Source organism: Bifidobacterium asteroides (assembly GCF_009683175.1).
GTDB classification, from domain to species: Bacteria; Actinomycetota; Actinomycetes; order Actinomycetales; family Bifidobacteriaceae; genus Bombiscardovia; species Bombiscardovia asteroides_H.
Window position 1 is genome coordinate 121,438 of sequence record NZ_WKKW01000003.1, and the last position, 23,324, is coordinate 144,761.

Genomic DNA, 23,324 nt, shown 5'->3' on the forward strand with positions numbered 1-23,324 from the left:
GCATCATGGCGTTCCCGGACGAAGGAGAGATTGCAGCATGAGTGCGCTGAGTGAATCAATCTCCCGACGGTTGACCCTGGGTCAGCTCAAGGGGCGCTACGGGCTTACCCTGGTCCCCGACTTCGCTGAACCAGTCACGGTGACCTCACTGGTGGACGACCTGCCCTCAGTACGGCCCGGCAGCCTTTATGTGCCTGCAGACCAGCAGGTGGACCAGGGCATGATCGAGGAGGCCGAGCGTCGAGGGGCCTACGCAGCCCTGCTGCCGACTTCGGCCCGCCAAGAGGTGGGACGAGCCAACATACCCCTGCTCTTCGGCACCATGCACCCCTGGCAGATGGGCCAGTTGCTGGCCAATGCCGCTGGAGACCCTTCTGGAGCCCTGGCTGTCTTTGCCCTGGTCGGTTCCCAGGTGCAGGACCAGGTGGATCTCCTGGCCGACTTCCTGCACGTGTTGGGCAATCCCGTCGGTATTCTCAGTGCCAAGGGCTCATACTCGCTGGACCGGCGACTGGACCTGGAATACCCCCTGAGCATGTTCGATGTGCAGCGCAGTCTGTCCATTGCCCTGGAGGACGGAGCGGCCGCCGTGGTCATCTCCGTGGATGAACAGACCCTGGCCAGGGATGCCCTGCAGGCGGTGAATCTGGATGTGGTGGCCTTAGGCGCCCAGGAGGGCTCAACCCGCGATATGCGGCATGTACGCCTGATCTCCAGGGCCCGCCGATACGGATTCAGCCTGGGCGGGCACACCATTGTGGCCCGACGTAACGAGGAATCGGACGACCTGGCCCGCCAGTCCCTGCCCGCCGATGCAGAAAGCGACGACCTGTCCCTGTGCATCGCCATGACCATGGCCGCCGGAGTCAAACGCAACAACATCAGGAGCGCCCTGCGCGTCTCCCGTGAAATGTCCTGAGAGGTGAGGATGAGTCAGTCTGTAGGGGCCGGGTCCATGCCCATGACCCTGGAAGAGGTCGTCGAATATGTGCACGGTCGGCTGGTCGAGGCCGGTCCCGGTCGCGAACCCGATCGGCGGTCGGTGCGCATGCGGGTGGTGACCGATTCCCGGCAGGCGGGGGCCGATGGACTCTTCGTAGCCATCAAGGGCGAGCATGTGGATGGCCATGACTATGTTCCCGGTCTGGGTATCAAGGGCTGCCGCGCGGCCCTGGTCGACCACCTGGTTCCAGGTGCTGACCTGCCTCAGATTCTTGTGGACGATACAGTTGTGGCTCTGGGTCTGTTGGCCCGGGCCAACATAGACCGTCGGCGCGAGGCACAAGGTCCCTTCACTGTCATCGGCATCACCGGCTCTGTCGGCAAGACCACGACCAAGGATCTGCTGGCCTCCCTGCTGGCCCTGCTGGGTCCTGTGGTGGCTCCGGTCGGGTCCTTCAACAATGAGATCGGTCTGCCTCTGACCGCCTTGGAGGTCGGGCCGGACACCCGTTACCTGGTGGCGGAGATGGGAGCCAGCCACGTGGGCGAGATTGCAGGTCTGACCCGGATGGTTCCCCCGGACATCGCCCTGGTCCTCAAAGTGGGAGTGGCCCACCTGGGTGAATTCGGCTCCGTGGAGCGCATCGCCCAGGCCAAGAGCGAGATCGTGCAGGGCCTGGTGCCGGGTGGGACCGCCGTGCTCAATGCCGACGATCCCCGGGTGGCCGCCATGGCCGATCTGGCCTCTGGGCCTGTTCTGCGGTTTGGGATGACCACTGAGGATGGTGGGCAGGACCGCGACCTGGACGGCTCGGCTCGTTTTCTGGACAGTGACAGCTTGGACAGGCCGGCCTTCGAGCTGTGCCTGCGTGGCCAGCAGCCGGTTCGGCTGCGTCTGGGCATCCCCGGACGGCACAACGTCATGAACGCCCTGGCCGCCGCCACGGTGGCCCACACCCTTGGTCTGAACGCAGAGCGCATCGCCGATGAGCTGGGCCGACAGCGGCAAATCAGTCCGCATCGGATGGCCCTATCGTCGGTCCGGTTGCCTGATGCCTCCTTCACCCTGATCGATGATTCCTTCAATGCCAATCCCGACTCCGTGCGGGCCGGTCTGGACGCCCTGTCCGCCTGGAAGGGATCCGATGGCCCGGTCTATCGGATAGCGGTCCTGGGGGTCATGCTTGAGCTGGGCGATCGAGGGGAGCATCTGCACCAGGAGATTGGCGCCTACTGCCGTCGTCAGGGCATTGATGCATTGGTCGCGGTGGGTTGCCGGGACCAACAGATGGATGCTCTGGTCCAGGCCCTGGTCCGTGGTGCCGGCGGCCCATCCGATCCGAGCGAGGATCAGCCTGGGTCCATGCGTGTCCTCTTTGCCCAGGACGCTGACCAGGCCGACCAGATGGTCCGCCGCCTGTGCGCCAGGCATTCGGACCGGCAGAATCTGGTTCTGCTCAAGGGCTCGCACATGTCCGGCCTGTCCGATCTGGCCGACCGGTGGCAGGGCTGAGCCATGGGTCCATCGGCATCCCCGCAGCGGGGTCTAATATTCAAGGACAGAATCCAAGAGTTGGAGTACACACTGTGATTGCCCTCATCATCGGAATCCTGGTCGCCCTGGTGGTGACGCTGGCGGGGACCCCCCTGCTGATACGGCTGGTCCACCGCCTGCACTACGGCCAGTACATCCGCCAGGACGGGCCCAAGTCCCACCTGGTCAAGCGCGGCACCCCGACCATGGGCGGGCTGGTCATCAACCTGGCCATCCTGCTGGGCTGGGCGGCCTCGGCGCTCTACCGCTACCTGTCGCGGGGGGAGTCCGTGTCCCTGTCGGCCATGCTGGTCCTGTTCGCCATGCTCTCCATGGGCTTCCTGGGCTTCATCGACGATTTCGCCAAGGTGCGCAAAAAGCAGAACCTGGGCCTGTCGGTCAGGGCCAAGTTCATCGGTCAGTTCATTCTGGCCACCATATACGCGGTGCTGGCCCTGAAGCTGCCCACCAAGAACGGCTACCCCAGCGCCCAGGCGGGCATATCCTTCGTGGAGCAGCCCATCATCGACTTCCGAATGGCGGGCAGCGTCCTGTCCGTGGTGCTCTTCATCATCTGGGTCAATCTGCTGATGACGGCCTGGAGCAATGCCGTCAACCTGACTGACGGCCTGGACGGGCTGGCTTCGGGCTCCTCCATGATCGCCTTCGTGGGTTACACGGTCATCGCCTTCTGGGAGAGTTACCACCTGAAGGGCGGCAGCCATCCCGGACATGCCTATGCGGTCTCCGACCCCCTGGACCTGGCCATCATCGCCTGCTGCGCGGCCGTGGCCTGCTTCGGCTTCCTCTGGTACAACACCAATCCGGCCTCCATCTTCATGGGAGACACCGGATCCCTGGCTCTGGGCGGGCTCTTCGCAGCCCTGTCCATCGCCACCCATACCGAGCTGCTGGCGGTCATCCTGGGCGGGCTCTTCGTGGGAGAGGCCGCCTCCGACGTCATCCAGGTGGGCTACTTCAAGCTCACCCACAAGCGGGTCTTCAAGATGGCGCCCATCCACCACCACTTCGAGCTGATGGGCTGGCAGGAGTCCAAGGTGGTTGTCCGGTTCTGGATGGTGGACCTGATCTTCGTCCTGCTGGCCCTGGTCTGCTTCTATGCGGACTGGGTGGTCCGCTCCGGGCTGCCCATCTGAGTGCGTCCATTCACGGTACCGGACTTCGGCAGCCGGTATCATGCCAAGCAGGTGCCGGAGCTAGCGGAATGAGGTATTCATGAACATGGACTTGAGCCAGAAGCGTGTACTGGTCGCCGGGCTGGGCATTTCCGGACGGAGCGTGGCCGCAGCCCTGCAAGGCCGTGCAGCCGGGGTGACCACTGTGGACCAGCGCGCTCCACAGGCCGATCTGCATGACTTCGACCAGGTGGATTGGAGCCGGGTGGACCTGGTCATGGCTTCTCCTGTCTTCAATCCGCGCACCCCATTTATCCTTGAGGCACAGCGTCGGGGCATCCCCGTGGTCAGCGAGGTGGAGATGGCTTGGCTGCTGCGGGTGCCCTCAGCCCGGACCGGCCGTCCAGCCCCCTGGATCGGGATCACCGGCACCAACGGCAAGACCTCGACCACCAGGATGGTAGCCTCCATGATGCAGGCCAGTGGGTTTACGGCCCCTGCGGTGGGCAACATCGGCAAGGCCGTCTCCACAGCCGTCCTGGATCCCGACAATGACATGCTCTGCGTGGAGCTGAGCTCCTTCCAGCTGCACTTCACCTTCTCGCCGGCCCTGGAGTGCGCGGCCATCACCAATCTGGCCGACGACCACCTGGACTGGCATGGGGGCTTCGAGGCCTATGCGGCCGACAAGGCGCGCATCTACCGGGGCGTACGCAAGGCCCTGGTCTACAACGCCGACGACTCCCGGGTCTCCGACCTGGCCGGACAGGCTCAGCCGGCCTCCGGTTGCCGACGGGTGGGCTTCACCCTGGAGCGACCCGAGTCCGGGCAGCTGGGCGTGGAGGACGGCTGGGTCGTGGACCGCAGCGGATTGACCGGTCAGGACCTTGAGGAGGGCGTCAGGCTGGTCCGGGTGGCCGATCTGACGGACCTGTGCGAGCCCGATGGTACGGTCTACCCCCATCTGCTTGCTGATGCCCTCTGCGCTCTGGCTCTGGCCCTGGGCGCTGGGGCCCGGGTCGATGCGGCCATCGAGGCCATGCGCGCTTTCACGCCCGGTGACCACAGGATCAGCACCGTGGCCACCCTGGGCCAGGGTTCGCAGGCCATCCGCTTTGTAGACGATTCCAAGGCCACCAACGCCCACGCCGCCGAGGCCTCCCTGGCCAGTTACCATGACGGCCAGGTGGTCTGGTTGGCCGGCGGGCTGGCCAAGGGCGCCCGATTCGACGATCTGGTTCGGTCCCGCAGATCCAAGCTGGCAGCAGCCGTGGTCATCGGCCAGGACCAGCAGCCGATGGTCCAGGCTATCAAGGATCAGGCGCCCGATCTTCCGGTTACCCTGATCGACCCTGGTGCAGGCGACCAGGTCATGGCCCGGGCCGTTTGCGCGGCCGGCTCCTATGCACAGCCCGGTCAGGTGGTTCTGCTGGCCCCCGCCTGCGCCTCCATGGATCAGTTCGCCTCCTATGCCGACCGGGGCGACCAGTTTGCCAAGCAGGCAACACAATGGGTCCACGAGCATGAAGCGCGGCACTGATTCCAACAAGGCCCCCTCCCAGGGGTCTGGAGGCAAGGGGGGCTACCGGGGCTGGCGGGCCATTCTCAACCCGCTCTGGTGCTACTACGGCTTTCTGGCCACGGTCGTCGCCACCACGGTCTTCGGCCTGATGATGGTTTTCTCCTCCTCGGCTGTGGATCTGGTGGCCCAGGGCAGCTCACCCTGGAGCCAGGTCATTCGTCAGAGCATATATGCAGTGTTTGGGCTCTTGTTGGCCCTTCTGGCCGTGAGGATCAGTGTCGACCACTATCGGAACTGGAGCACCTGGTTTCTGATCGTCAGCCAGGGCGTCCAGCTGTTGACCCGGACACCGCTTGGACGCTCTGCCAACGGCAACGAGGGATGGATCTCGATTGGGGGCGTCTCCATGCAGCCGGCCGAGCTGCTCAAGCTGGCCCTGTGTCTGTGGCTGCCCCAGGCCCTGATCGAAGCCCAGCGGCAGGTCGGCAAGGATTCCGACCTGAAGAGCCTGGCCAAGGCCTATGCCAAGCCGGCCGCCGGTTTTATCGTCAGTTTCCTGCTGATCATGCTGGGCAAGGACCTGGGGACGGCCATGATCATCGTCATCATCGGCTTCGTAGCCTTCCTGGTCTCGGGCTTCCCCCTGCGCTGGCTGCTCAGCCTGGCAGTCCTGGGGATGGCCGCGGTCATCGGTTTTTCGGTCTACGGCAACAGCAACCGGACCCAGCGGATCATGGCCGCCTATGGCAAGTGCTCGGAGGATGACATTCAGGGGGTCTGCTACCAGTCCATACACGGGCTCTACGCCATGGCCTCGGGGGGTCTGACCGGGGTCGGGCTGGGCAACTCCAGGGAGAAGTGGAACTACCTGCCCGAGGCACACAATGACTTCATCTTCGCTGTCATCGGCGAGGAGCTGGGCTTTGTAGGGGCGGCCATGCTTATTCTGGTCTTCGTGGTCATGGGCTGGTGCATGCTGAGGATAGCCCTGACCACCAAGGACCGGTATGCGGGCATGGTGCTGATCTGCCTGGATGTGTGGCTGGTGGGCCAGGCCTTGGTCAACATCTGCGTGGTTCTAGGGCTGCTGCCGGTCATCGGGCTGCCCCTGCCCTTCGTATCGGCTGGAGGGACGGCCCTGATCTCCTGCCTGGCTTCGGCCGGGGTGGCTCTGAAGATGATTCGGACCCAGCCGGACGTGATGGCAGCCACGGACGGGTCCTGAGATGCGGAATGGACAAGGCGGAAAGGAAGCGGATTCGCGGATGACGACAGCGACGAGGACCGAGAAAGGGATGCCTGGGGATGCCCAGGAGCATGCCGGGAAAGGCGCTGGTCCCCATCTGGTGCTGGCCGGCGGGGGGACGGCAGGGCATGTCAACCCCCTGCTCAGTGTGGCTGCGGCCATTCGGGAGCGCTGCCCCCAGGCTTCTGTCAGCGTGATCGGCACTGCCGTCGGGCTGGAGCACGACCTGGTGCCGGCTGCCGGACTTCCCCTGGATCCGATCGAGAAGGTTCCCTTTCCTCGTCGTCCCGGCAAGGCCGCCCTGGACTTCCCCCGGCGTTGGCGGCGTGAGGTGCAGCGGGTACGAGGGTATTTGCGGGATCGGTCGGCCGACCTGGTGGTCGGCTTTGGCGGCTATGCCTCGGCGCCTGCCTACAGGGCCGCACGAAACCTGGGTCTGCCCATCGTTGTCCATGAGCAGAACGCCCGGGCGGGCATGGCCAACAAGCTGGGTGCCCGCTGGGCCGATTTCGTGGGTACGGCCTATGAGGATACCGGCATCCGGGCCCGGGCCGGAGTACCGGTGCGTCGCGTGGGTCTGCCCCTGCGGCCGGCCATCGCTCGACTGGCCAAGCGGATGGAGGCTGACCCTGCAGGAGCCCGCCGGGAGTCTGCGCAGTCTCTGGGGTTGGATCCCGATAGGCCCATCCTGCTGGTCACCGGGGGATCCTTGGGTGCTCTCAGCCTGAACAAGGCGGTCGCTGGCGCGGCCAGGCAGTTGTTGGATCGAACCCAGGTCATCCACCTGACGGGCCGCGGCAAGGCCGACCAGGTCAGGCAGCAGGTTGCGGCTGACCTGGGTGATGGGGCCATCAACGATCTGGACCCGGCTCATCAGGGCCAGGGGGACTACCACATGGCCGAATATCTGGAACGGATCGATCTGGCCTTTGCCTGCGCTGATCTGGTGGTCTGCAGGGCTGGTGCCGGCTCTGTCAGCGAGCTGGCCGCCCTGGGTGTGCCCGCCGTCTACGTGCCCCTGCCCATCGGCAACGGGGAGCAGCGGTTCAATGCGCAGCCGGTCGTCCGTGCCGGGGGAGGGCTCATGGTGGATGATGCGGCCCTGGATGCCGAATGGGTGGCTGACCATGTCCCTGCTCTTATGGCCGACGGGGATAGGCTGGCTGACATGCGCCGACGGGCCTGGGGGTATGGGATTCGCGATGCCGCCCAGGTGATGGCCGAGCAGATCCTGACCATGGCCGACCAACACGTCGCCCGCAAGGACTCAGGGAGGGCCTAATCGGGCATAATGGAGGCAGGCGACGGACGACCGTCCTGAATGGTCCTGAACTGTTGGAGGAGATGCAACTACTGTGCCCAAGCATAAATTGAATACAGTGCCCGATCGACAGGACGGTGGTGACCGGTCCCTGCCGGCCCTGGACCCCTGCCTGCCTGCCCTGGCCCGGGCCGGAGTGCGCGACCCCAAGGATCTGGGGCCCACACACTTCATCGGCATCGGTGGGGCCGGGATGAGCGTGCTGGCCGAGATGCTTCACCAGGAGGGGGTTCAGGTCTCCGGATCCGACCGCGCCGAGGGGGACAAGACCCGACGCCTGCGTCAGCTGGGAATCCGGGTCGCCATCGGCCAGGATGCCCGCAACGTGGCCGGGGCGCGAACGGTGGTCTGGTCCAGTGCCATCAAGCCCGACAATCCCGAGATTTTGGCAGCTCGTGATGCCGGTGCCCGGCTGGTCCATCGCAGTGACGTTCTGGCTCTGCTCATGGCCTCCAGGATCTCGGTCACCGTGGCCGGAGCCCATGGCAAGACCACGACCAGCGCCCTTTTGGCCCACTTGCTGACCAAGGGTGGCCAAGGGGATCTGGCCGATCCCAGCTACGCCATCGGGGGCAGCCTCCAGAGCGGCCAGGGGCCCATGGACGGCGGGCATGTTGGAGCCGGACGGGTCCTGGTGGCCGAGGCGGACGAGTCCGACGGCAGCTTTGGCAAGTACACTCCCGACATCGCCATCATCACCAATGCGGAGCCCGACCATCTGGACCACTACGGCACGGCTGACGCCTTCCACCAGGCCTTTGTGGAACATGCCCGGCATGCCCGACGTTTCCTGGTGGTCTGCGGGGATGACCAGGGCGCCCTGGAGGTGCTGCAGCGGCTGCACGGGGACTGCCAGGCCAAGATCATCGTCTATGCTTCGAATCCCCGACTGAGTGCTGAATCCCTGCCTGGGATTCTGGGCCTGGTGCGCATCGGGTCCGAGTCCGAGAGCAGCGGCAGCGGTCGTGAGCATTGCCGTCTGGCTCTCCCCGCGCAGGTGCTCCAGGCGGCAGGGTTGGAGGCCGGCAAGCCGCTCGATCTGCAGGTGGACCTGGCGATTCCCGGCATCCACAACGCCCGCAATGCCGCCGCAGCCATCATCGCCGCCATCCTGCTGGGGATGGATCCTGATGCGGCCGCCGCCTCCGCCGCCGACTTCCGTGGGGCTTCCCGACGCTTCGAGGTCCGCGGATGCCGGCATGGGGTCACCGTAGTGGACGATTACGCCCATCATCCCACGGAGATCGCCGCCCTGCTGACCGCCGCCAGACGACGCTACCCGGGCCGGACCATCAGGGTGCTTTTCCAACCCCACCTGTATTCGCGCACCGCCATCTTTGCCGACCGTTTTGCGCAGGCTTTGTCCCTGGCGGACGATGTGACCGTCACCGACATCTTCCCCGCGCGTGAGCTGGCCAGCGATTTTCCGGGTGTGGATGCCGGAACCATCCCCACAGCGGCCCTCAAGGCATCGGATCAAAAGCCCCAGAAGTCAGGGCATCAGTCGACTGAGGCCGTCTTCCGGACCTGCCCGGACATGCATCAGGCCGCTGTGGATCTGGCCGAGCGGGCGGAGCCGGGGGATGTGATCCTGACCGTGGGCGCCGGCGATGTCACCGCCATGGGGCCGGTCATTCTCGACAGGCTGGCTGAACGGGATGAGCAGTGAAGCCCGGCAAGGGTCGCCGTGCCTCCAGCGGGGCTCCGTCCAGGACCAGGGCCGTACGGGCTGCCAAGGCCGCACGGACGGCCCGGTCCGGGCGCACCACCAAGCCTTTGGGAGAGGAACCGCAGACCGGCAGAACCGCCAGATCGGGCAGGTCGGCCGCTTCCGATGCTGCGGGACTGGCAGGTCGCCGGTCCAAGGCTGAAAAGACAGGCGGCGGGGGCAGGCGTCTCAAGCGGTCCAAGCGCCTCAAGGGTCGTCCCAATCGTGCCAAGAATGAAGGCGGATCCCGGACACGTAGCCCAAGGTCGGCCTCTTCGTCCTCTCGCTCTCTGGTAAAGAGCAGCAGCACGTCAGCCTCCAAGTCCGCGGCCGCACGCTCGACAGGTTCGGCCGGCGGATTCGTCGATGCCCGGACCATACCGCCGGACCGGCCCGTCTCAGGCAGGATCGGCACCGACCAGGAGGAGCAGGGGCTGGGGATCTTCGTCAGGCCTAAGGTGCTGGACTTTCAGGCCCGTGTGCGCGAGAAGAAGAAGGTCAGCCGTAGGCTGGTCCTGATCCGGACGGGTGTCGTCATCCTGGTCATGGCTCTGATTACAGGACTGGCATGGCTGCTCTTCCTCTCGCCGGTCTTCCGCCTGCAGACCGACCAGATCAATGTCAGCGGCGGCAATGCCTGGGTGTCCGACGATCGGGTGGCCTCAATCGTGGCCCATCAGGGGGATCGCTCGCTGTTGCTGATTTCGGCCAATGGCGTCGAGCAGGAGATCAGCGGCATGGCCGGGGTGACCGATGCCAGGGTCCGCAAGACTTTTCCGCATGGTCTGGAGGTGACCTTCGATGCCCAGGAGCCCACTGCGGTCTTCAAGGATGCACAGGGCAAGCTGACGGCCGTCGACCGGCAGGGGAGGGCGCTCAACACCGTGGCCAAGCCGGTGGACGGGGTGCCGGTCATCCAGGTGGCCACCGTCAAGCGGGCCCAGCAGGATCAGGCGGTCAGGCAGACCCTGCGGATTCTGTCGACCATGCCCGAGGCCATGCGTCATTCGGTGACCAAGGTTACTGCGGAAACCCAGGACTCGATCACCACCGAGCTGGACCAGGGCAAGCATGTCATCATCTGGGGCGACGGTTCCGACCTGAAGCTCAAGCAGGCCGTGGTCGACAAGATCATCAACGACCCGTCCAAGATCGGCGACAAGCATCAGCTGGATGTGTCGGCACCACTGCGGCCCATAGTCAAATAGCCGTTGAAGAGGCTGCCGGCTTCATCAGCCTGTCGGTGTCCAGCAGGATGGTCACAGGGCCGTCGTTGACCAGATCCACTCGCATGTGGGCACCGAAGCGACCTTCGGCGACAGGGACACCGGTCGCGGCCAGGGCCCGGTTCAGGTCCTGCCAGATGCTCTGGGCATGTTGGGGCTCTCCGGCCGCCATGAAGCTGGGACGGTTGCCGCGACGCAGATCAGCATATAGTGTGAACTGGGAGATGGAGAGGATGGAGCCGCCGCAGTCCAGGACCGACCGGTTCATCCGGCCCTCCTCGTCGGCGAAGATACGCATCCGGGTCAGCTTACGTACAACATATTCCACCTGGGAATCACCGTCGCCGTCCTGGACGGCCACCAGGAGCAAGAGTCCTGTGCCGATGCTTTGGGGTTTAAAATCAGGATCCGGCTGCCCCTGTTCGTCGACCACATCGACCCGGGCACGGCTGACCCGCTGAATGACGATTCTCATGCTTTCAGTCTAAGGACTTCAGGCGTTGTTGTAGTGCCGCAGGGAAAAGCTGGACCGGTACCTGGTTGGTGTCAGGCCGGAGAACCGTTTGAAGACCCGCATGAAGTACTTGGGGTCGTCATACCCGCAGGCCTCGGCGATTTGGCTGACGCCCATGGAGGTCGACAGGAGCAGCTCCTGCGCCCTTTCGATGCGCACCCGCCTGATCTGCCCGGTGATGCCTATGCCGAACCGCCGCTTGTAGATGGTCGACAGGTAGGAGGGCGAGTAATTGAAGTTCTCCGCCACGCTGGCCACACTGATCCGGTCGCAGGCGTTGATGCGGATCCAATCCTGGACCTTCTGGAGGGTGCTGTCCTCGTCGTCCGCTTCCTGAGGGTTCTTGGGCGCGGGCCTTCCCATGGAGATCTCCATGAGCAGACAGGTCATGAAATAGCTGCAGTAGGGGCTGGGATTCGGGTAGGTGCGCTGATAGATGTCCAGCAGCTGGTTGAACATGACGGTCACCCGGTTGTTGTCTGCCAGACGAAAATCCAGGGGCAGCACCACTCGTGCCACGCTCTGGTTCTTTTTATTCCTCTGTTCGTCAGGCAGATTCTGAACCCTTTGCCAGTCGGGCAAGGTGAAGTGGGCCCAGTAGAAGGTCAGCGGCTCTTGTCCCAGCCGTCGACTGCCCTCATGAGGGGTGCCGGGCGGGATCAACAGCAGACCGCCTGCCTTCAGATCACGTTGTCGTCCGGCTACGGTCAGCGGGAGGACACCCTCTTCAACCAGAATCAGCTCAAAGCTGTCAACGGTGCGGCGCTCGTGAATCCATCCTGGGGTGCCGATGAAGCGCCCTGCGGATTTGAATACCGCCACATCGTTGGGGAAACTGGTGATGATTGCCTGATCCGTGCTGACCGTCCTTACTGTCTGTGAAATCTTGGCCTGAGGACGCGGTCAGTGGCTGGCCACCTCGACGTAGGCATGGTAGGGCTGGTCATGGTCAATGGTCCAGAGGGGGACGAATTCCAAGCCGCTGTCCCGGTGACGGAAGACCAGCTTTTCGCCCTGGCGTTCAAAGGCTGACCCGGGATCTTTTCTGTCGATGTTGAGGCTCTGCATATCGGTGCTGGGGCTCAAGGCGGCAAGCACGTAGGGGCCCCAGGCCACGGCGGCCAGGGAGGGCCTGTCAGGGGTGCCGATCAGCCGGATGGTCGGGTCGAATGTCAGCATGACGGTGGTTCCTGACCAGGAATCCAGACCGCAGGCGCTCGCATCCAGGACCGCCACAGCCGGGTCGGTACCCATGAGATCCTGGGCGACTGAGGTGCCATCGATGTCGATGTGGAACCTGCCGCGGGTCCAGGCGGGGATGCGCAGGGCCAGGCACGGCCTATCCAGGGCCTCTATGGTGATGGTCACCTTCTCGGGGTGCCGGTCGTCCACGTCCACGTTCAGGGCAATCTTCCGGTCGATGTCGTTCAGGCTGCAGGGCAGATACTGCTCGATCCACAGGGTCGTTTCGTCCGTGTAGAAGGCTCCATCGGCGTAGTAGAAGTGCGATTCCAGGCCGGTGCCGTGGCAGCAGCTGTTCTCCTCATCGAACTCCTTGCGGCCGCCCGGTTGGGTGGGGAAGAAGTAGAGGCTGCCGCCCTGGGGCACATGGTCGGTGCTGGCGGCGATGTGGTTGAGCGTGGTCAGCTCGGTGTAGTCTGCATACTCCTGGTCTGGGTCGAAGGAGAACAGGAGCGCCGACAGCTTGAGCAGATTGTAGGAGGCGCAGGACTCGGCGGTGTTGTCCTTGAGCAGGGCGCCGATCACGTCGGGCTGCTGGAACATCTCCCCTTGCCCGGTGCCGCCCATGGCATAGATGTGGTGGCCCATGACCGACTTGAGGAAGAACTCGGCCTGCTGCAGGTAGTAGGGCAGCCCGGTATGGCGGAAGAGCTCCACCGAACCGATGACCTGGGGGATGTGCTGGTTGCCATGCAGCCCGCCCAGGGCATCCACCTTCTGACGCATGGGGACCATGAGACGGTCGTTGTCGAAGAGGCGGGCGGCCTCCAGGTGCTCCTTACGGCCGGTGATGGCGTACAGATGGGCCAGGGATTCGTTCATGCCGCCGAACTCGCCAGCGATATACATGCTCCACATGTTCTGCAGCTGCTCGTGGGGGAGTCGGTGGACGCGGTCATAGACCCAGTCGCCCAGATCCGAGGCCACGCGCAGAGCCGTTTCATTGCCAGCGAAGTGGTAGGCGTCGATCAGCCCCGCCAGGATCTTGTGCAGGGTGTAGTAGGGCGCCCAGATGGTGGGGTAGGGCGCGTACTGTTCCAGCTTGTCGAACTGGCTCTCGTCGTAGGCCGACAGGAAGCCCGGCTTGGTGGTACCGCTCTTTGCAAAGGCGGTCTGGACCTCGGCGAGCCCGTCGACCAGATAGGTCAGCTTGGTCCGAATGTCCTCGTCGCCCGTAGCCGCATACCCCAAGGCGTATGCGGACAGGACGTGGCCGGTGGTGTGGCCGCGCAGGTTGGAGTCCGGAGCGTCCCAGCCGATCATGGGCTTGGCTCCCTTGGTGTCCAGGTGGGAGGCTCGGCGGAACTCAACCAGGAGCTGATCGTCGTCCAGGGTCTTCAGAAAGGCTATCCGTCGGCGCTGGTTGTCTGCCAGCATTCCATCGCCGGTCAGCCGAACCCGGCTGATAGGCACGCGGCGGACCTTAGGGCTGGAATCCACTGGCTGTTCGGGGTCTTCGTCAATCACCTGAACCTTGCATTGCACACGGATGCCGCTGCCGTCGATGGATCCTTGGAAGTCGTGTTCACCGGTCTGCCCGTCCCGCTGCTCAACGCCTTCGTCCCAGTTGACCCGCTGGGAGACCTTTTGTCCGTCCTTGGTCAGCACGGCCGTGAACATGGGCAGATAGTAGGTGACGCCCTTGCGCGCCTTGATCTCGATGGGGTAGACCTTGCGCACTTCAATCTTGTTGGGCATCTGCAACACGGTCACGTCGAAGCTGCGCTGCGCCTTGGCACCACCCTTGGTGACGGTCGCGGTCAGGGTCACGTTCCTGTCGCCTAGGCCGTATTCGGGCTGATTGACCTTGCCTTGAGGGTTCACCCATCGATCGTCGCTGCTGGTCCATTCGATGGTGGTTCCATCCACCCCCTCGGTCGGCAGTTTCAGGTCGAAGTCCACGGTGCCCGTGTTGCCGATGTAGATCTGACGGGCCGCCTCGTCGACGCAGTCCTGATCAGTGTGCATGGATGATGTCATGATGAATTACCTACTTCCTCCGCTGACAGGCGGATTCTGGCCGGTCATGCTTTCCGTCGGGTCGTCTCCGATCCGTCGGCGCCGCTCTGCCCCGACGCCTTCGTGCGCCTTACCTCATCAGTCTATGGACGTAAGCCCGATCATGAAGGTGGGGGAAATCGTCGAATGGGTGGACAATCTTGTGTCTTTGGTTTGGAGTTGTTCTGGCTAGCTTCTATATCTTCCTAATCCTTGCAATGGCACGCTTTCTGAGCAAGGAACGACCTGCCAGGGGAGTTTTGTCAAGTAGCCGCCAGACGGTATTACCGAGAAATATCCACCTTTTTCCGTTCTCTTTGCACCTAAGGCCGAGGGACAGAAGATTTACCGTTCACAGTGGAACAGCCTGTGGTTCCACGCAGAGCAAAAGGGTGCCGAACAACGAGGGTCGGTGCCATTGAGAAGCGAGGAGAAGCGTATGGCAACATCATCGGAACATGTCGACGAGCAGTCGGACAAGGACCAGCAGGATTCAAACCTGGTGGTCGATGAATCCGGTCTCAAGGTCGACCATCGTCAAGAGGAGGAATTGGAACATCTAAGATCAGATCGTTCCTTCTTCGGTTACCCCAAGGGCATTGGCATACTCGCCACGGGCAACCTTTTCAACTCCATCTGCTGGGCCTCTTACGGGGCTGTGATGATTTACTATCTCTACAAGCCCTGGACCAAAGGATTGGGATTCACCCAAGGTGAGGCAGCCCAGCTTATCGCCATCGTGGCGGCCATCAATTCCATGTTCGAAATACTGGGTAGCTGGTTGGCTGATCGAGTTTTTGGCGCTCGCAAGGCTTTGGTCATCGGCAATATCACCAAGGGGCTGTCCTGTGGCCTTCTTGCTATCCCTGCATTCTCAATCGGTCAGGGTCGGGCTTTTGCCATAGTGGGCATGGTCCTCATGAACATTCCTATCGTCGGTGCCTCCAACGCCTCGTTGACCGGCATGCTCTTCCATCGCGATGACAGCCGCCGTGACGGGGCCTTCGCTATTCACGCCATCGCCAATAACATAGCGGGCTTTATCACTCCTGTGATTTCTGCGCAACTGGGGCTGGTCAACTATCATTACGGCTTTGCTATCGGGGCTGTCGCGGCTCTGCTCTATGCCGCTATTATCGGCTTGCCCGGTAAACGTTTCTTTGGATCCTTGGGTTCAAAGCCGTCCAGACCCTTGAGCGTCCAAGAGAAGAAGCGCTATAGTCTAATTGCTCTGGTGGCCTTGGTTGTCATTGCTGCTTTTATAGCCGTGTTGCTCTTGTCCAAGAAGGTCAGTGTGAACAGCCTGGCCAATACCGTCAGTTCGTGCACATTTGTGGTGGCGATTCTCTTCTTTGCCATTATCTGGCGTTCCAAGCGCATCAGCAGCACTGAACGGCATCGGTTGCGTGCAGTGACTCCACTGTTTATCATGCAAATCGTGATTGGTGTGGATTACGCCATCCAAGGAACCACCTTGCTGATGTTCTTGGATCAGCGGATCAACCGCAAGTTCTGGGGCATCGAAATCGCGCCAGGATCTTTCACAACTATTGTGGGTATTATTTCTTTGCTCTCGGGGCTCTTCTTCAGCTGGTTCTGGGTCACTGATCTTGGCAAGCGTTGGAAGTCGACCAGTCGTCTCTGCTTCGGTTTCTTTTTCTCCGGCATCGCCAATTTCCTCCTGATTGTGCCGACTGTCGTGCTCAATCCTCACGCCGGAAAATACTCGGTGGTATGGCTGCTGGTTTATTACTTGGTCAGCAATTTCGGTGGATTCCCTTACGGTGTTGCAGCTAACTCAACTGTTGCTGCCATTGCTCCGAAATCTTACGAGACGCAGATGCAGACCTCACTAACCTTGTCTGCAGCCATCGGTACCGCCATCATGCTGGTCGTCTACGGAAGGTTGAAGTCGCTGGATCAGCAACTTCCTCTATTCCTCATCATTGGCACTTTGGAAGTTGTTGTTGCTGTTGTGGTAATGATGTTCAGCAAGCGTTTTGAATCCATGATTCTCGATGATTGATGAGTGGACTGGTCTTTGTCGAGCGAAGATCTTGACAGGGGCCGAGTAATAGTGAAGAGGTAAGCAGTTCCGCAACAGCCCTGTGCTGGTTGTCAATAGCGGCACCGGAGGCCATCAGCAATTTTGCGGCTTCCGGTGTCGCTTGTTTGTACCGATGCAACTATTAAATGACCACTGTGGTCATAATTCAGTCTGTCTGAATGTCTGTGCCCAAAATGAAGGTATGCTCGCCGGTCCGTTTGAAACCCATGGTTTGGTAGAAACGTTGGGCGGGATCATTGTGCTCCCATACGCCCAGCCAGATTTTGCTCAGGCTCTGGTTTCTAGCACGTTTGAAGGCTCGATTGATCAACAGGGTGCCCAATCCGCGGTGCTTGAAATCCGATAGGACGTATAGTCGCTCGATCTCCATGGATGTGTCGCCGAACTGCTCTGTTTGCGCCTTCCCGGTGTTGAGCTGCATGTATGCTGCGGGCGTGCCGTCCACGCTGGCCAGAAGAAAAACGGATTCAGGTTCGGACAGTTGTGACTTGACCAGTTCGGGGGAGAAGGAGTGCCGGAGGTAGTCTTCCATGTTCTCTTGGCTGTTGTCGGCGGCGAAGGTGTCGCGAAAAGTGGTAATGCCCAAGGAACGTATTAGTCCGGCATCCTCTGATGTGCATTGCCGTATTGTTGCAGTCATGATGGCGATTCCTTTCCTCATTGATTCTGCTGCTTGGATATATCTGCTTTGATAGGCACTGTTTTCAGTTGACGATCTTGAGTCCGACCACGCAGGCGACCAAACCGATGATGAGCAGAATGCGGGCGAGTGAAATAGGCTCTGAGCCCGTAGCCATGGCGTATAGGACAGTCAAGGCAGCTCCGATGCCGACCCAGACCGCGTAGGCCGTGCTGGCAGGGATGTTGCGCATGGCAAAGGCTAGACCCATCATGCTGAGAATCAATCCCACAATAAAAACGATGTCAGGGACGATTTTGGTAAGGCCTTGTGACTTGCCCAGGGCGGTGGCCCAGACCGATTCACAGATACCAGCGAATATGAGTACGATCCACGAGGACATGACTCCCTTTCGGCAAGTCTTGTCGCTGTCCGGGTACTTGACCATCGTCCGGGAACCTGAATCAGATTCTGGCCATCAGAATAGCACGGGGCAGCACCTTGATAGTTGAATAGCAAGGGAGTGGTCGACGGTCCATTGCGAGAGGGAATCAGGGTTGATTCAGGGTCGTTTCAGGGGTTTGCCGGATGTTGTCTTACGCGCCGATCGGCTATTCATGTAAATACAGGAATGTAGTCGAGTGTACGCACGAGGACGTGGCAGGTGAATGAAACATGACTTGGGCCTTGCGTGACCTGAAAGCCAATAGTGGCATCTGGGCTGGCGTCTTTATCGTTCTTGTGGTCACCCAAACCCTGCTCTGTGCCATGAGCGTGAGCATGGGCATTAACAGCTATTACCAAAGTTTGTCAGTCAAGACCAGGGATCCTGCCAAGAGTCTCGCATCGGCCCTGAGTCTGGTCTTTCTCACAGTCATTGTGCTCGGTTGCCTGGTGATCAAGCAGACCCTGCAGGCATCAATTCGCCAACGTCGGCAGGGGCTGGCCCTTCTCTCGCTGCTGGGAGCCACGCCTAAGCAGATCCTGGTGCTTACGCTTTTGCAGGTGATGATTTTGGTTCTGCCGGCTTCCCTTGTTGCCGTGGCTCTTTCACCTGCGCTGGCTGGAAGGATCCTCGATTGGTATTCCACAGGGATGCGAATACCGGTACATTTCGCTTTTACCTGGCACGGTTTTACCAGATCTGCCCTGACTGGTCTTGCAGTGGGATTGGCCACGGCCGTCTTGGCGACCAGCCGGACATTGCGGGATTTGGGGAAGATGACACCCGTCCGGGTAGTGCGCTGTGCTGAGGAGAGCGAATCGATTGACCGGCCCCGACATGGACGCGGTCTCGTGTCCCTTTTCCTTGGGCTGGTATTGCTGCTATTGCCGTTGCCTGTCTTTGCCTATCTTTCGGACCCTAAGCAGATTCAGGCAGTCATAAGTACCGTTGGAAGTGGACCGCTGTTTGCTATTCTCTTGCTGCTGATTGCCTTGGCACGTTCTGGGGGGCCAGTTATAAGCAGGGTCACTCAACTTTGGACTGCTCTGGTCCCCTCGTCATCTGCTGTCTGGCGGATAGCACGTTCACAGGCTGTGGCCAGGAGTCGAGATACGACATTCGGTTCAACAGTTATAGCTCTGACTGCCTGTATGTTTCTGGTCGGTGGTCTGTTGGCTGCCGGAGGCACCAGTACCATCGCCATGAACAAGGTACCGGGAATAGAGAATGTCACATCGGGAGGAACCTTGGAGTTGCTCTATGGTTTCTGGGCAGCGCTGCTGGTCGCCCTGGTCGGCGTGATTGCGGGATTCGCTATCGCCGCTCGGGATCGTGACCTCGATCTCGCGCTCCTGTCAATTGCTGGTGCGAACCCGCAGCAGTTGACTGCTATATCCATATTGGACGGCACCATCGTGATGACCACAGGCATTATCATCGCAGCAGGTGGCACCGGACTGGTCGGGCTGAGCACAGCTATGGTCTACTGGCCGCTTGTCCACAGTCTGTCCATGGTTTTTCCTTGGCAGTTCTTCCTTATATGCGGGTTCCCGGTCATCGTCGTCGGTTCGCTGGCGACCATGCTGACTGCGCGGCCTGCTTTGCGGCGCTCGCCCATAGCCATTCTGCAAGGGGCCGTAGGCGAATGATTGACAATGAACTTTTACTCCTGGACTCGCGGTGCGTAATTGAGTGGTCTTGCCGAGCATTGATTTCGGCCATGGCTGTGTGACATATTCATCAACCTGCAGTTCCTTGCCGTATTGACCGGCGCTGGTCAATACGGCAAATGGATGTTGGCTGCTTGAAGATGGGTATCGTCATTATGGCACGTTAATCTTGAGGAGATCCTGCTGACGATTAACTTTTAACTGAGAAGTAGATAAACAGTTGGTGGTCGAATTTGTGTATTGGGTACAGTGATTCGTGTCAGTCGGAACAAGGCTCGATTACTCAGACTTTCACTTATGTCACAGTGTTTGGTCATGGCTGCCGGTGGTCATCAAAGTGAGAATCATTCGATTCTTGTCGCGCTTGTACACCAGGAGCCAGTCTGCGTCGACATGTAGCTCCTCGTATTTGGACCAGCGTCCTTTCAGCTGGTGATTTCGGTATTTGCGTTTAAGCAGTGCTGAATTGTAGTCAGCCAAGTCGTCGAGCACTTGATCGAGCCTGCTTAAGTCGAAATGCTTCTTCTTGATTTTCTTGACATCACGCAGGAATTTCTGCGTATATGCAAACTCATACATGATGGATGATGTCTTTCATATTCTCTACGTCACCCGCGTGGGTGACCGGTGAAGCCTCGGATTCCTCCATTTCCCTGTCAAATTCGGAAAGTCGAGAGCGAAATGGAAGTCCTCCTTCGCGCAGAGACTGAGAGAGAAACATGTTAATCGCCGTGCCGAGATCTAAGCCTAAATCTTCGAAAAGCTGTGAGGCTCGACGCTTCATATCCTCGCTGGTGCGAATTTGAATTCTCGCTGTCTCTTTCATTACTTTCACCCGCTCCAATTGCTCTATTAGTCTTCTTTAGCTCCAAGATTATACCATTAGTGCTCCAAGTGGAGTTATTTTGGAGTTATTTTAACTCTATGAACAAAGAAACGAGGATGACCTTTGATTCATGGATAAGGCTGTTGACAATATGATGCACTAAGTAATCCGGAAAGATGGATTCTCGGACCGCAAAACGGTATGGAAAGGGGCAGCCAAGTTGCCTTGGCTGGCCCTTGTCTTGTGGAGCTGCGGGGAATTGAACCCCGGTCCGGTGACCGCACCCTCAGTCTTCTACGTGCGTAGTCTGCTGGCCGTTATGGCTATCTGTCTGCCCCCACCTGTGTCGCAGACAACTGGTGGCGGGCATAGCCGCAGTAAAAGTCCCCGAACCGCCCTGTGGCGCGGCAGTTCAGGCAAGTCTTCTTAATGACGCTCAGCATCCCCCCGAAGGCGAAGGGGAGTGAACGGAGCAGCTGCTCACTGGTTAATCCTGGCGCGAAGCTCAGGCAGCGAGAGCGAACTCAGTGCGGTTAGATTTAGCACTTGTTGTTTGCGGGAGGACATTAACGAGCGGACCCCCGCGTTCTCGGCACGCTTCCCTGCGACGAACAGGTCACCGTCGAAACCGATCAGCCCCAATCTTGAATTATCAAGCTCTGCCGATGCCATTACGGACCGGCCTCGTCAGTATACAACAGATGGACGCTGCGGATATTCCAGCTTCTCCCTGGGCATTGACTTGAATCCTGGTCAAGCCACAGAGCCCAGTAGACGGGTGCTCATCGGCATCTGGTAAATCCCGATTCCGTAGATATATGTTTGGTCCCGTCCAGTCGGCTATTGACAGCTCGACCGGGCGGGACCAAATCATGTTTAAAAGCGAGGGATCACTGACCCTGCTGGCCCAGATAGTCGGGGATGTGCTCGGGATATTCGGGCCAGGCGCCCTGCTGGGTGCAGACGAAGGCGGCGGTGTTGACGGCAGCCCGGTGGGCCTGGGTCAGGGAGGCCCCCAGCAGGCGGTTGATGGCGAAGGTTCCGGAGAAGGCATCGCCGGCCCCGACCGTGTCGGCTACGGTGATCTCAGGCGTAGGCAGGTGGGAGGACTGGCCGTCCGCCAGATAGATTGTGCTGTAGTCGCTGCCGGCGGTCAGCACGATGGTGTCCAGATGCCACTGATCCATGAACCAGCGGCAGAGCTCGTCGTCGGTGGCTCCGGGAACGTGGAACATGTCGCGCAGGGTGACCAGCTCCTCGTCGTTGAGCTTGAAGACCGTGGCCATGTCCAGCAGCTCCTGGATCAGATCCTTGCTGTAGAAGGTGCCTCGCAGGTTGATGTCGAAGAAGCGCATGGCATGGCTCTTGGTGTGGCGCAGGACTTGCAAGCAGGTTTCGCGGGACTGGCTGTTGCGCATGCTCAGCGTGCCATAGCAGACGGCATCAGCCTTGCTGGCCAGTCCGGCCAGGTTATCCGTGTACTCCAGATGATCCCAGGCCACATCCGGTTTGAAGACGTACTGGGGGATGCCCTCGGTCAGCTGGACCTCGACGGTGCTGGTGGGGTGGTCGTTGTGCTGCAGGACGGCATCGACGCCAGCTTTGTGAACAGCCTCTTCAAGCTCCCGTCCCAGGTCGTCCCGACCAACGGCGCTGATGGCATAGCCTTCCGCCCCGTTCTTTGCGGCATGATAGCTGAAGTTGACCGGTGCGCCACCGGCCCGCTTGCCTGTTGGCAGGACATCCCATAGGATCTCGCCGATGCTGAGGACCACGGGTTTACTGGTCATGATGTTCCTTTCCTGATGACGGTCGATGTGCCCGCCTTGTGCTTGTTGATTTCACAGCTGTGCGGCCCATGCTGGCCGGATGTTCCAAAAATTGGCTGGCAGCCACCGCGGCGGCCCCGGTCAACGTGGCATCGGCAGGTAGGTTGGAGAGCAGGATCTGCGTGTGCTCGCGCAGGCCAGGCAGGGCACGCTGGGACACCATGGCCCGAACACGTTCCAGCAGTTGGGTACCGGCGGCGGCTACCATGTCTCCGATGACGATCTGGGCGGGGTTGTAGGCGTTGACGATGGTCACACAGCCATAGCCCACGTAGTCGGCTATCTGATTCACCAGGGTCTGGGCGACCTGCTGACCCGAACGGGCCTGTTTGAACAGGCTAGTGCAGGCCTTGGCGTGGGTCATGGCCTCGATTCCAGGGAAGTGATTCCGTATATCCGGCTGGCACATGCGGCGGTGGATGGCTACCGCCGAGCAATAACATTCCAGACAGCCACGGTTGCCGCACTCGCAGGGCAGACCGTTCAGATCGATGCTGACGTGACCGATCTCGGTGGCCGCTCCCTGGCTGCCGTCCACCAGGGCGCCTCTGTCGATGACTCCCAGCCCAACGCCTTCGCCCACCAGGAAGTAGGCCATGCTGGATGCGCTCACGCGGGGGTCGAAGAGGCTCTGGGCCAGCGCGCCGGCTCGGGCGTCCTGCTCGATGAAGGTGGGTACACGGAAGGCCTGACCGAATTCGTGGATAAAGTCCACCCCACGCCAGCCGGGCATGCTGGTAACCAAGGCGATGAGGCCGGACTCGCGCAGGTAGGGGCCCGGTACGGCCATGCCCACGGCAACGATGGCAGGATTCGCCTCCAGTCGTCTTTCCACTCGAGTTCTGACCTCGGAAACGGCGTCGGGGATGTCATCGGGGTTGACGGGGGGCAGCTCCTCCGAGCTCAGCAGACGGCCGCTGATGTCGAACAGTCCGATGCTGACCAGGCTGCGGGCGAACTTGACTCCGATGACTTGGTAACGGTCGGCGTTCAGGGCCAGACCGATGGATCGACGGCCGCCCGCTGAGCCCAGGTTGCCGGTCTCGCTGATTAAGCCCAGGCCGATCAGACGGCCTACCAGCTTGCCTACGGCCGCCGGCGTCAGGCCGAGATCCCGGGCCATCTGGGCTCGCGAACTGGTGCCATGCTGATGCAGATACTGCACGATGCGTGACTGGTTGAGCTCGGAGAGGGCCTTTGGTGTGCTGGCGTATGGACTGCCGCGCATGTCAACCTCCTCCATGAGTGGTACAGTCATGCGATCTCCGCGTACTTTATGAACAACGTTTATACATTAACATCGTTTATTAATCTTGCGCAACCTGTATCAACTCGTTTCAACCTGTTAAAGGTTTCTCGACAGAGGCAATTCACCGTTGGCCGCGTCATCATCAGCTTAAAAAGTTCGTCAGCATGTACCCCTTACCATTGCGATGGATCGTAGTTCTTGCAGGCTCACCGCCCTGCGCAAGCTGCTT

Annotated in this window: 19 protein-coding genes, 1 other RNA gene and 1 riboswitch; of the genes, 10 read left to right on the forward strand and 10 right to left on the reverse strand. The window is 60.9% G+C overall.

What is annotated here, in order from left to right:
• The first annotated feature begins 37 nt into the window (after positions 1–37).
• The 8 genes from GKC41_RS05790 to GKC41_RS09015 all read left to right on the forward strand — a co-directional run bounded on the left by GKC41_RS05790 (position 38) and on the right by GKC41_RS09015 (position 10,617).
• A complete protein-coding gene (locus GKC41_RS05790; protein ID WP_029677927.1) occupies positions 38–919 on the forward strand; it encodes a hypothetical protein in 882 nt (293 codons plus the stop codon).
• Positions 920–928: 9 nt separating this feature from the next.
• Positions 929–2,455, forward strand: coding sequence for a UDP-N-acetylmuramoyl-tripeptide--D-alanyl-D-alanine ligase (locus tag GKC41_RS05795; protein ID WP_154313360.1), 1,527 nt, complete (start codon positions 929–931; stop codon positions 2,453–2,455).
• Between the two features lie 74 nt (positions 2,456–2,529).
• Positions 2,530–3,633, forward strand: coding sequence for a phospho-N-acetylmuramoyl-pentapeptide-transferase (mraY, locus tag GKC41_RS05800; RefSeq protein ID WP_045935187.1), 1,104 nt, complete (start codon positions 2,530–2,532; stop codon positions 3,631–3,633).
• Positions 3,634–3,712: 79 nt separating this feature from the next.
• The gene (gene murD / locus GKC41_RS05805; RefSeq protein ID WP_154313361.1) at positions 3,713–5,152 is read left to right on the forward strand and encodes a UDP-N-acetylmuramoyl-L-alanine--D-glutamate ligase; all 1,440 of its coding nucleotides are present in this window, start codon (positions 3,713–3,715) and stop codon (positions 5,150–5,152) included.
• Positions 5,136–6,359 carry a peptidoglycan glycosyltransferase FtsW gene (locus tag GKC41_RS05810; RefSeq protein ID WP_154313362.1) on the forward strand — a complete coding sequence of 408 codons (1,224 nt, stop codon included), beginning with the start codon at positions 5,136–5,138 and terminating at the stop codon, positions 6,357–6,359. The genes murD and GKC41_RS05810 overlap by 17 nt, the downstream gene beginning before the upstream one ends.
• Positions 6,360–6,429: 70 nt before the next feature.
• Positions 6,430–7,662 carry a UDP-N-acetylglucosamine--N-acetylmuramyl-(pentapeptide) pyrophosphoryl-undecaprenol N-acetylglucosamine transferase gene (locus GKC41_RS05815; protein WP_195760191.1) on the forward strand — a complete coding sequence of 411 codons (1,233 nt, stop codon included), beginning with the start codon at positions 6,430–6,432 and terminating at the stop codon, positions 7,660–7,662.
• Positions 7,663–7,801: 139 nt separating this feature from the next.
• Entirely contained in the window at positions 7,802–9,370 is a 1,569-nt protein-coding gene (gene murC, locus GKC41_RS05820) for a UDP-N-acetylmuramate--L-alanine ligase (RefSeq protein ID WP_267872856.1), read from the forward strand.
• A complete protein-coding gene (locus GKC41_RS09015; RefSeq protein WP_324612063.1) occupies positions 9,367–10,617 on the forward strand; it encodes a cell division protein FtsQ/DivIB in 1,251 nt (416 codons plus the stop codon). The genes murC and GKC41_RS09015 overlap by 4 nt, the downstream gene beginning before the upstream one ends.
• On the opposite strand, the gene dtd is transcribed toward GKC41_RS09015, so the two are convergent.
• From dtd to GKC41_RS05840, 3 genes are all read right to left on the reverse strand, one after another.
• Positions 10,610–11,110: a D-aminoacyl-tRNA deacylase gene (gene dtd, locus GKC41_RS05830; protein WP_154313364.1), complete on the reverse strand. Its 501-nt coding sequence runs from the start codon at positions 11,108–11,110 to the stop codon at positions 10,610–10,612. The two genes, GKC41_RS09015 and dtd, sit on opposite strands and share 8 nt — an antisense overlap.
• An 18-nt stretch (positions 11,111–11,128) precedes the next feature.
• The gene (locus GKC41_RS09020) at positions 11,129–11,971 is read right to left on the reverse strand and encodes an AraC family transcriptional regulator (RefSeq protein WP_154313365.1); all 843 of its coding nucleotides are present in this window, start codon (positions 11,969–11,971) and stop codon (positions 11,129–11,131) included.
• A gap of 81 nt (positions 11,972–12,052) precedes the next feature.
• Positions 12,053–14,359: a beta-L-arabinofuranosidase domain-containing protein gene (locus tag GKC41_RS05840; RefSeq protein WP_154313436.1), complete on the reverse strand. Its 2,307-nt coding sequence runs from the start codon at positions 14,357–14,359 to the stop codon at positions 12,053–12,055.
• 469 nt (positions 14,360–14,828) lie between these two features.
• Here GKC41_RS05840 and GKC41_RS05845 point away from each other — a divergent pair, with 469 nt between their 5' ends.
• Positions 14,829–16,415 carry an oligopeptide:H+ symporter gene (locus GKC41_RS05845; protein ID WP_154313366.1) on the forward strand — a complete coding sequence of 529 codons (1,587 nt, stop codon included), beginning with the start codon at positions 14,829–14,831 and terminating at the stop codon, positions 16,413–16,415.
• Positions 16,416–16,602: 187 nt separating this feature from the next.
• Here GKC41_RS05845 and GKC41_RS05850 read toward each other — a convergent pair whose 3' ends face one another.
• Together GKC41_RS05850 and GKC41_RS05855 are read right to left on the reverse strand one after the other, a co-directional pair.
• Complete coding sequence (locus tag GKC41_RS05850; RefSeq protein ID WP_154313367.1) at positions 16,603–17,097, reverse strand: GNAT family N-acetyltransferase; 495 nt, start codon at positions 17,095–17,097, stop codon at positions 16,603–16,605.
• Positions 17,098–17,161: 64 nt separating this feature from the next.
• Positions 17,162–17,479: a DMT family transporter gene (locus tag GKC41_RS05855; RefSeq protein WP_229281664.1), complete on the reverse strand. Its 318-nt coding sequence runs from the start codon at positions 17,477–17,479 to the stop codon at positions 17,162–17,164.
• An 8-nt stretch (positions 17,480–17,487) separates the two neighbouring features.
• Positions 17,488–17,551, reverse strand: a riboswitch (guanidine-III (ykkC-III) riboswitch).
• A 305-nt stretch (positions 17,552–17,856) separates the two neighbouring features.
• On the opposite strand from GKC41_RS05855, the gene GKC41_RS05860 reads away from it, so the two are divergent.
• Positions 17,857–19,170, forward strand: a complete 1,314-nt coding sequence (locus GKC41_RS05860) for an FtsX-like permease family protein (RefSeq protein ID WP_229281680.1) — start codon at positions 17,857–17,859, stop codon at positions 19,168–19,170.
• A 321-nt stretch (positions 19,171–19,491) separates the two neighbouring features.
• Here GKC41_RS05860 and GKC41_RS05865 read toward each other — a convergent pair whose 3' ends face one another.
• From GKC41_RS05865 to GKC41_RS05885, 5 genes are all read right to left on the reverse strand, one after another.
• Positions 19,492–19,770 carry a type II toxin-antitoxin system YafQ family toxin gene (locus tag GKC41_RS05865; RefSeq protein ID WP_045924101.1) on the reverse strand — a complete coding sequence of 93 codons (279 nt, stop codon included), beginning with the start codon at positions 19,768–19,770 and terminating at the stop codon, positions 19,492–19,494.
• The gene (locus tag GKC41_RS05870) at positions 19,763–20,017 is read right to left on the reverse strand and encodes a type II toxin-antitoxin system RelB/DinJ family antitoxin (RefSeq protein WP_154313370.1); all 255 of its coding nucleotides are present in this window, start codon (positions 20,015–20,017) and stop codon (positions 19,763–19,765) included. Before GKC41_RS05870 ends, GKC41_RS05865 begins: the two co-directional genes overlap by 8 nt.
• A gap of 241 nt (positions 20,018–20,258) precedes the next feature.
• Positions 20,259–20,657, reverse strand: a transfer-messenger RNA (tmRNA) gene (gene ssrA / locus GKC41_RS05875).
• Between the two features lie 250 nt (positions 20,658–20,907).
• Positions 20,908–21,807, reverse strand: a complete 900-nt coding sequence (locus tag GKC41_RS05880) for a carbohydrate kinase family protein (RefSeq protein WP_154313371.1) — start codon at positions 21,805–21,807, stop codon at positions 20,908–20,910.
• Entirely contained in the window at positions 21,797–23,074 is a 1,278-nt protein-coding gene (locus GKC41_RS05885) for an ROK family transcriptional regulator (protein ID WP_154313437.1), read from the reverse strand. Before GKC41_RS05885 ends, GKC41_RS05880 begins: the two co-directional genes overlap by 11 nt.
• Between the last annotated feature and the right edge of the window lie 250 nt (positions 23,075–23,324).

Bases quoted from the DNA above. Each gene is read 5' to 3' on its own strand.
- GKC41_RS05790 (WP_029677927.1), top strand. From the start codon at position 38: ATGAGTGCGCTGAGTGAATCAATCTCCCGACGGTTGACCCTGGGTCAG.
- GKC41_RS05795 (WP_154313360.1), top strand. From the start codon at position 929: ATGAGTCAGTCTGTAGGGGCCGGGTCCATGCCCATGACCCTGGAAGAG.
- murD (WP_154313361.1), top strand. From the start codon at position 3,713: ATGAACATGGACTTGAGCCAGAAGCGTGTACTGGTCGCCGGGCTGGGC.
- GKC41_RS05810 (WP_154313362.1), top strand. From the start codon at position 5,136: ATGAAGCGCGGCACTGATTCCAACAAGGCCCCCTCCCAGGGGTCTGGA.
- GKC41_RS05815 (WP_195760191.1), top strand. From the start codon at position 6,430: ATGCCTGGGGATGCCCAGGAGCATGCCGGGAAAGGCGCTGGTCCCCAT.
- dtd (WP_154313364.1), bottom strand. From the start codon at position 11,110: ATGAGAATCGTCATTCAGCGGGTCAGCCGTGCCCGGGTCGATGTGGTC.
- GKC41_RS05840 (WP_154313436.1), bottom strand. From the start codon at position 14,359: ATGCACACTGATCAGGACTGCGTCGACGAGGCGGCCCGTCAGATCTAC.
- GKC41_RS05845 (WP_154313366.1), top strand. From the start codon at position 14,829: ATGGCAACATCATCGGAACATGTCGACGAGCAGTCGGACAAGGACCAG.
- GKC41_RS05850 (WP_154313367.1), bottom strand. From the start codon at position 17,097: ATGACTGCAACAATACGGCAATGCACATCAGAGGATGCCGGACTAATA.
- GKC41_RS05855 (WP_229281664.1), bottom strand. From the start codon at position 17,479: ATGTCCTCGTGGATCGTACTCATATTCGCTGGTATCTGTGAATCGGTC.
- GKC41_RS05860 (WP_229281680.1), top strand. From the start codon at position 17,857: ATGGGCATTAACAGCTATTACCAAAGTTTGTCAGTCAAGACCAGGGAT.
- GKC41_RS05865 (WP_045924101.1), bottom strand. From the start codon at position 19,770: ATGTATGAGTTTGCATATACGCAGAAATTCCTGCGTGATGTCAAGAAA.
- GKC41_RS05870 (WP_154313370.1), bottom strand. From the start codon at position 20,017: ATGAAAGAGACAGCGAGAATTCAAATTCGCACCAGCGAGGATATGAAG.
- GKC41_RS05880 (WP_154313371.1), bottom strand. From the start codon at position 21,807: ATGACCAGTAAACCCGTGGTCCTCAGCATCGGCGAGATCCTATGGGAT.
- GKC41_RS05885 (WP_154313437.1), bottom strand. From the start codon at position 23,074: ATGCGCGGCAGTCCATACGCCAGCACACCAAAGGCCCTCTCCGAGCTC.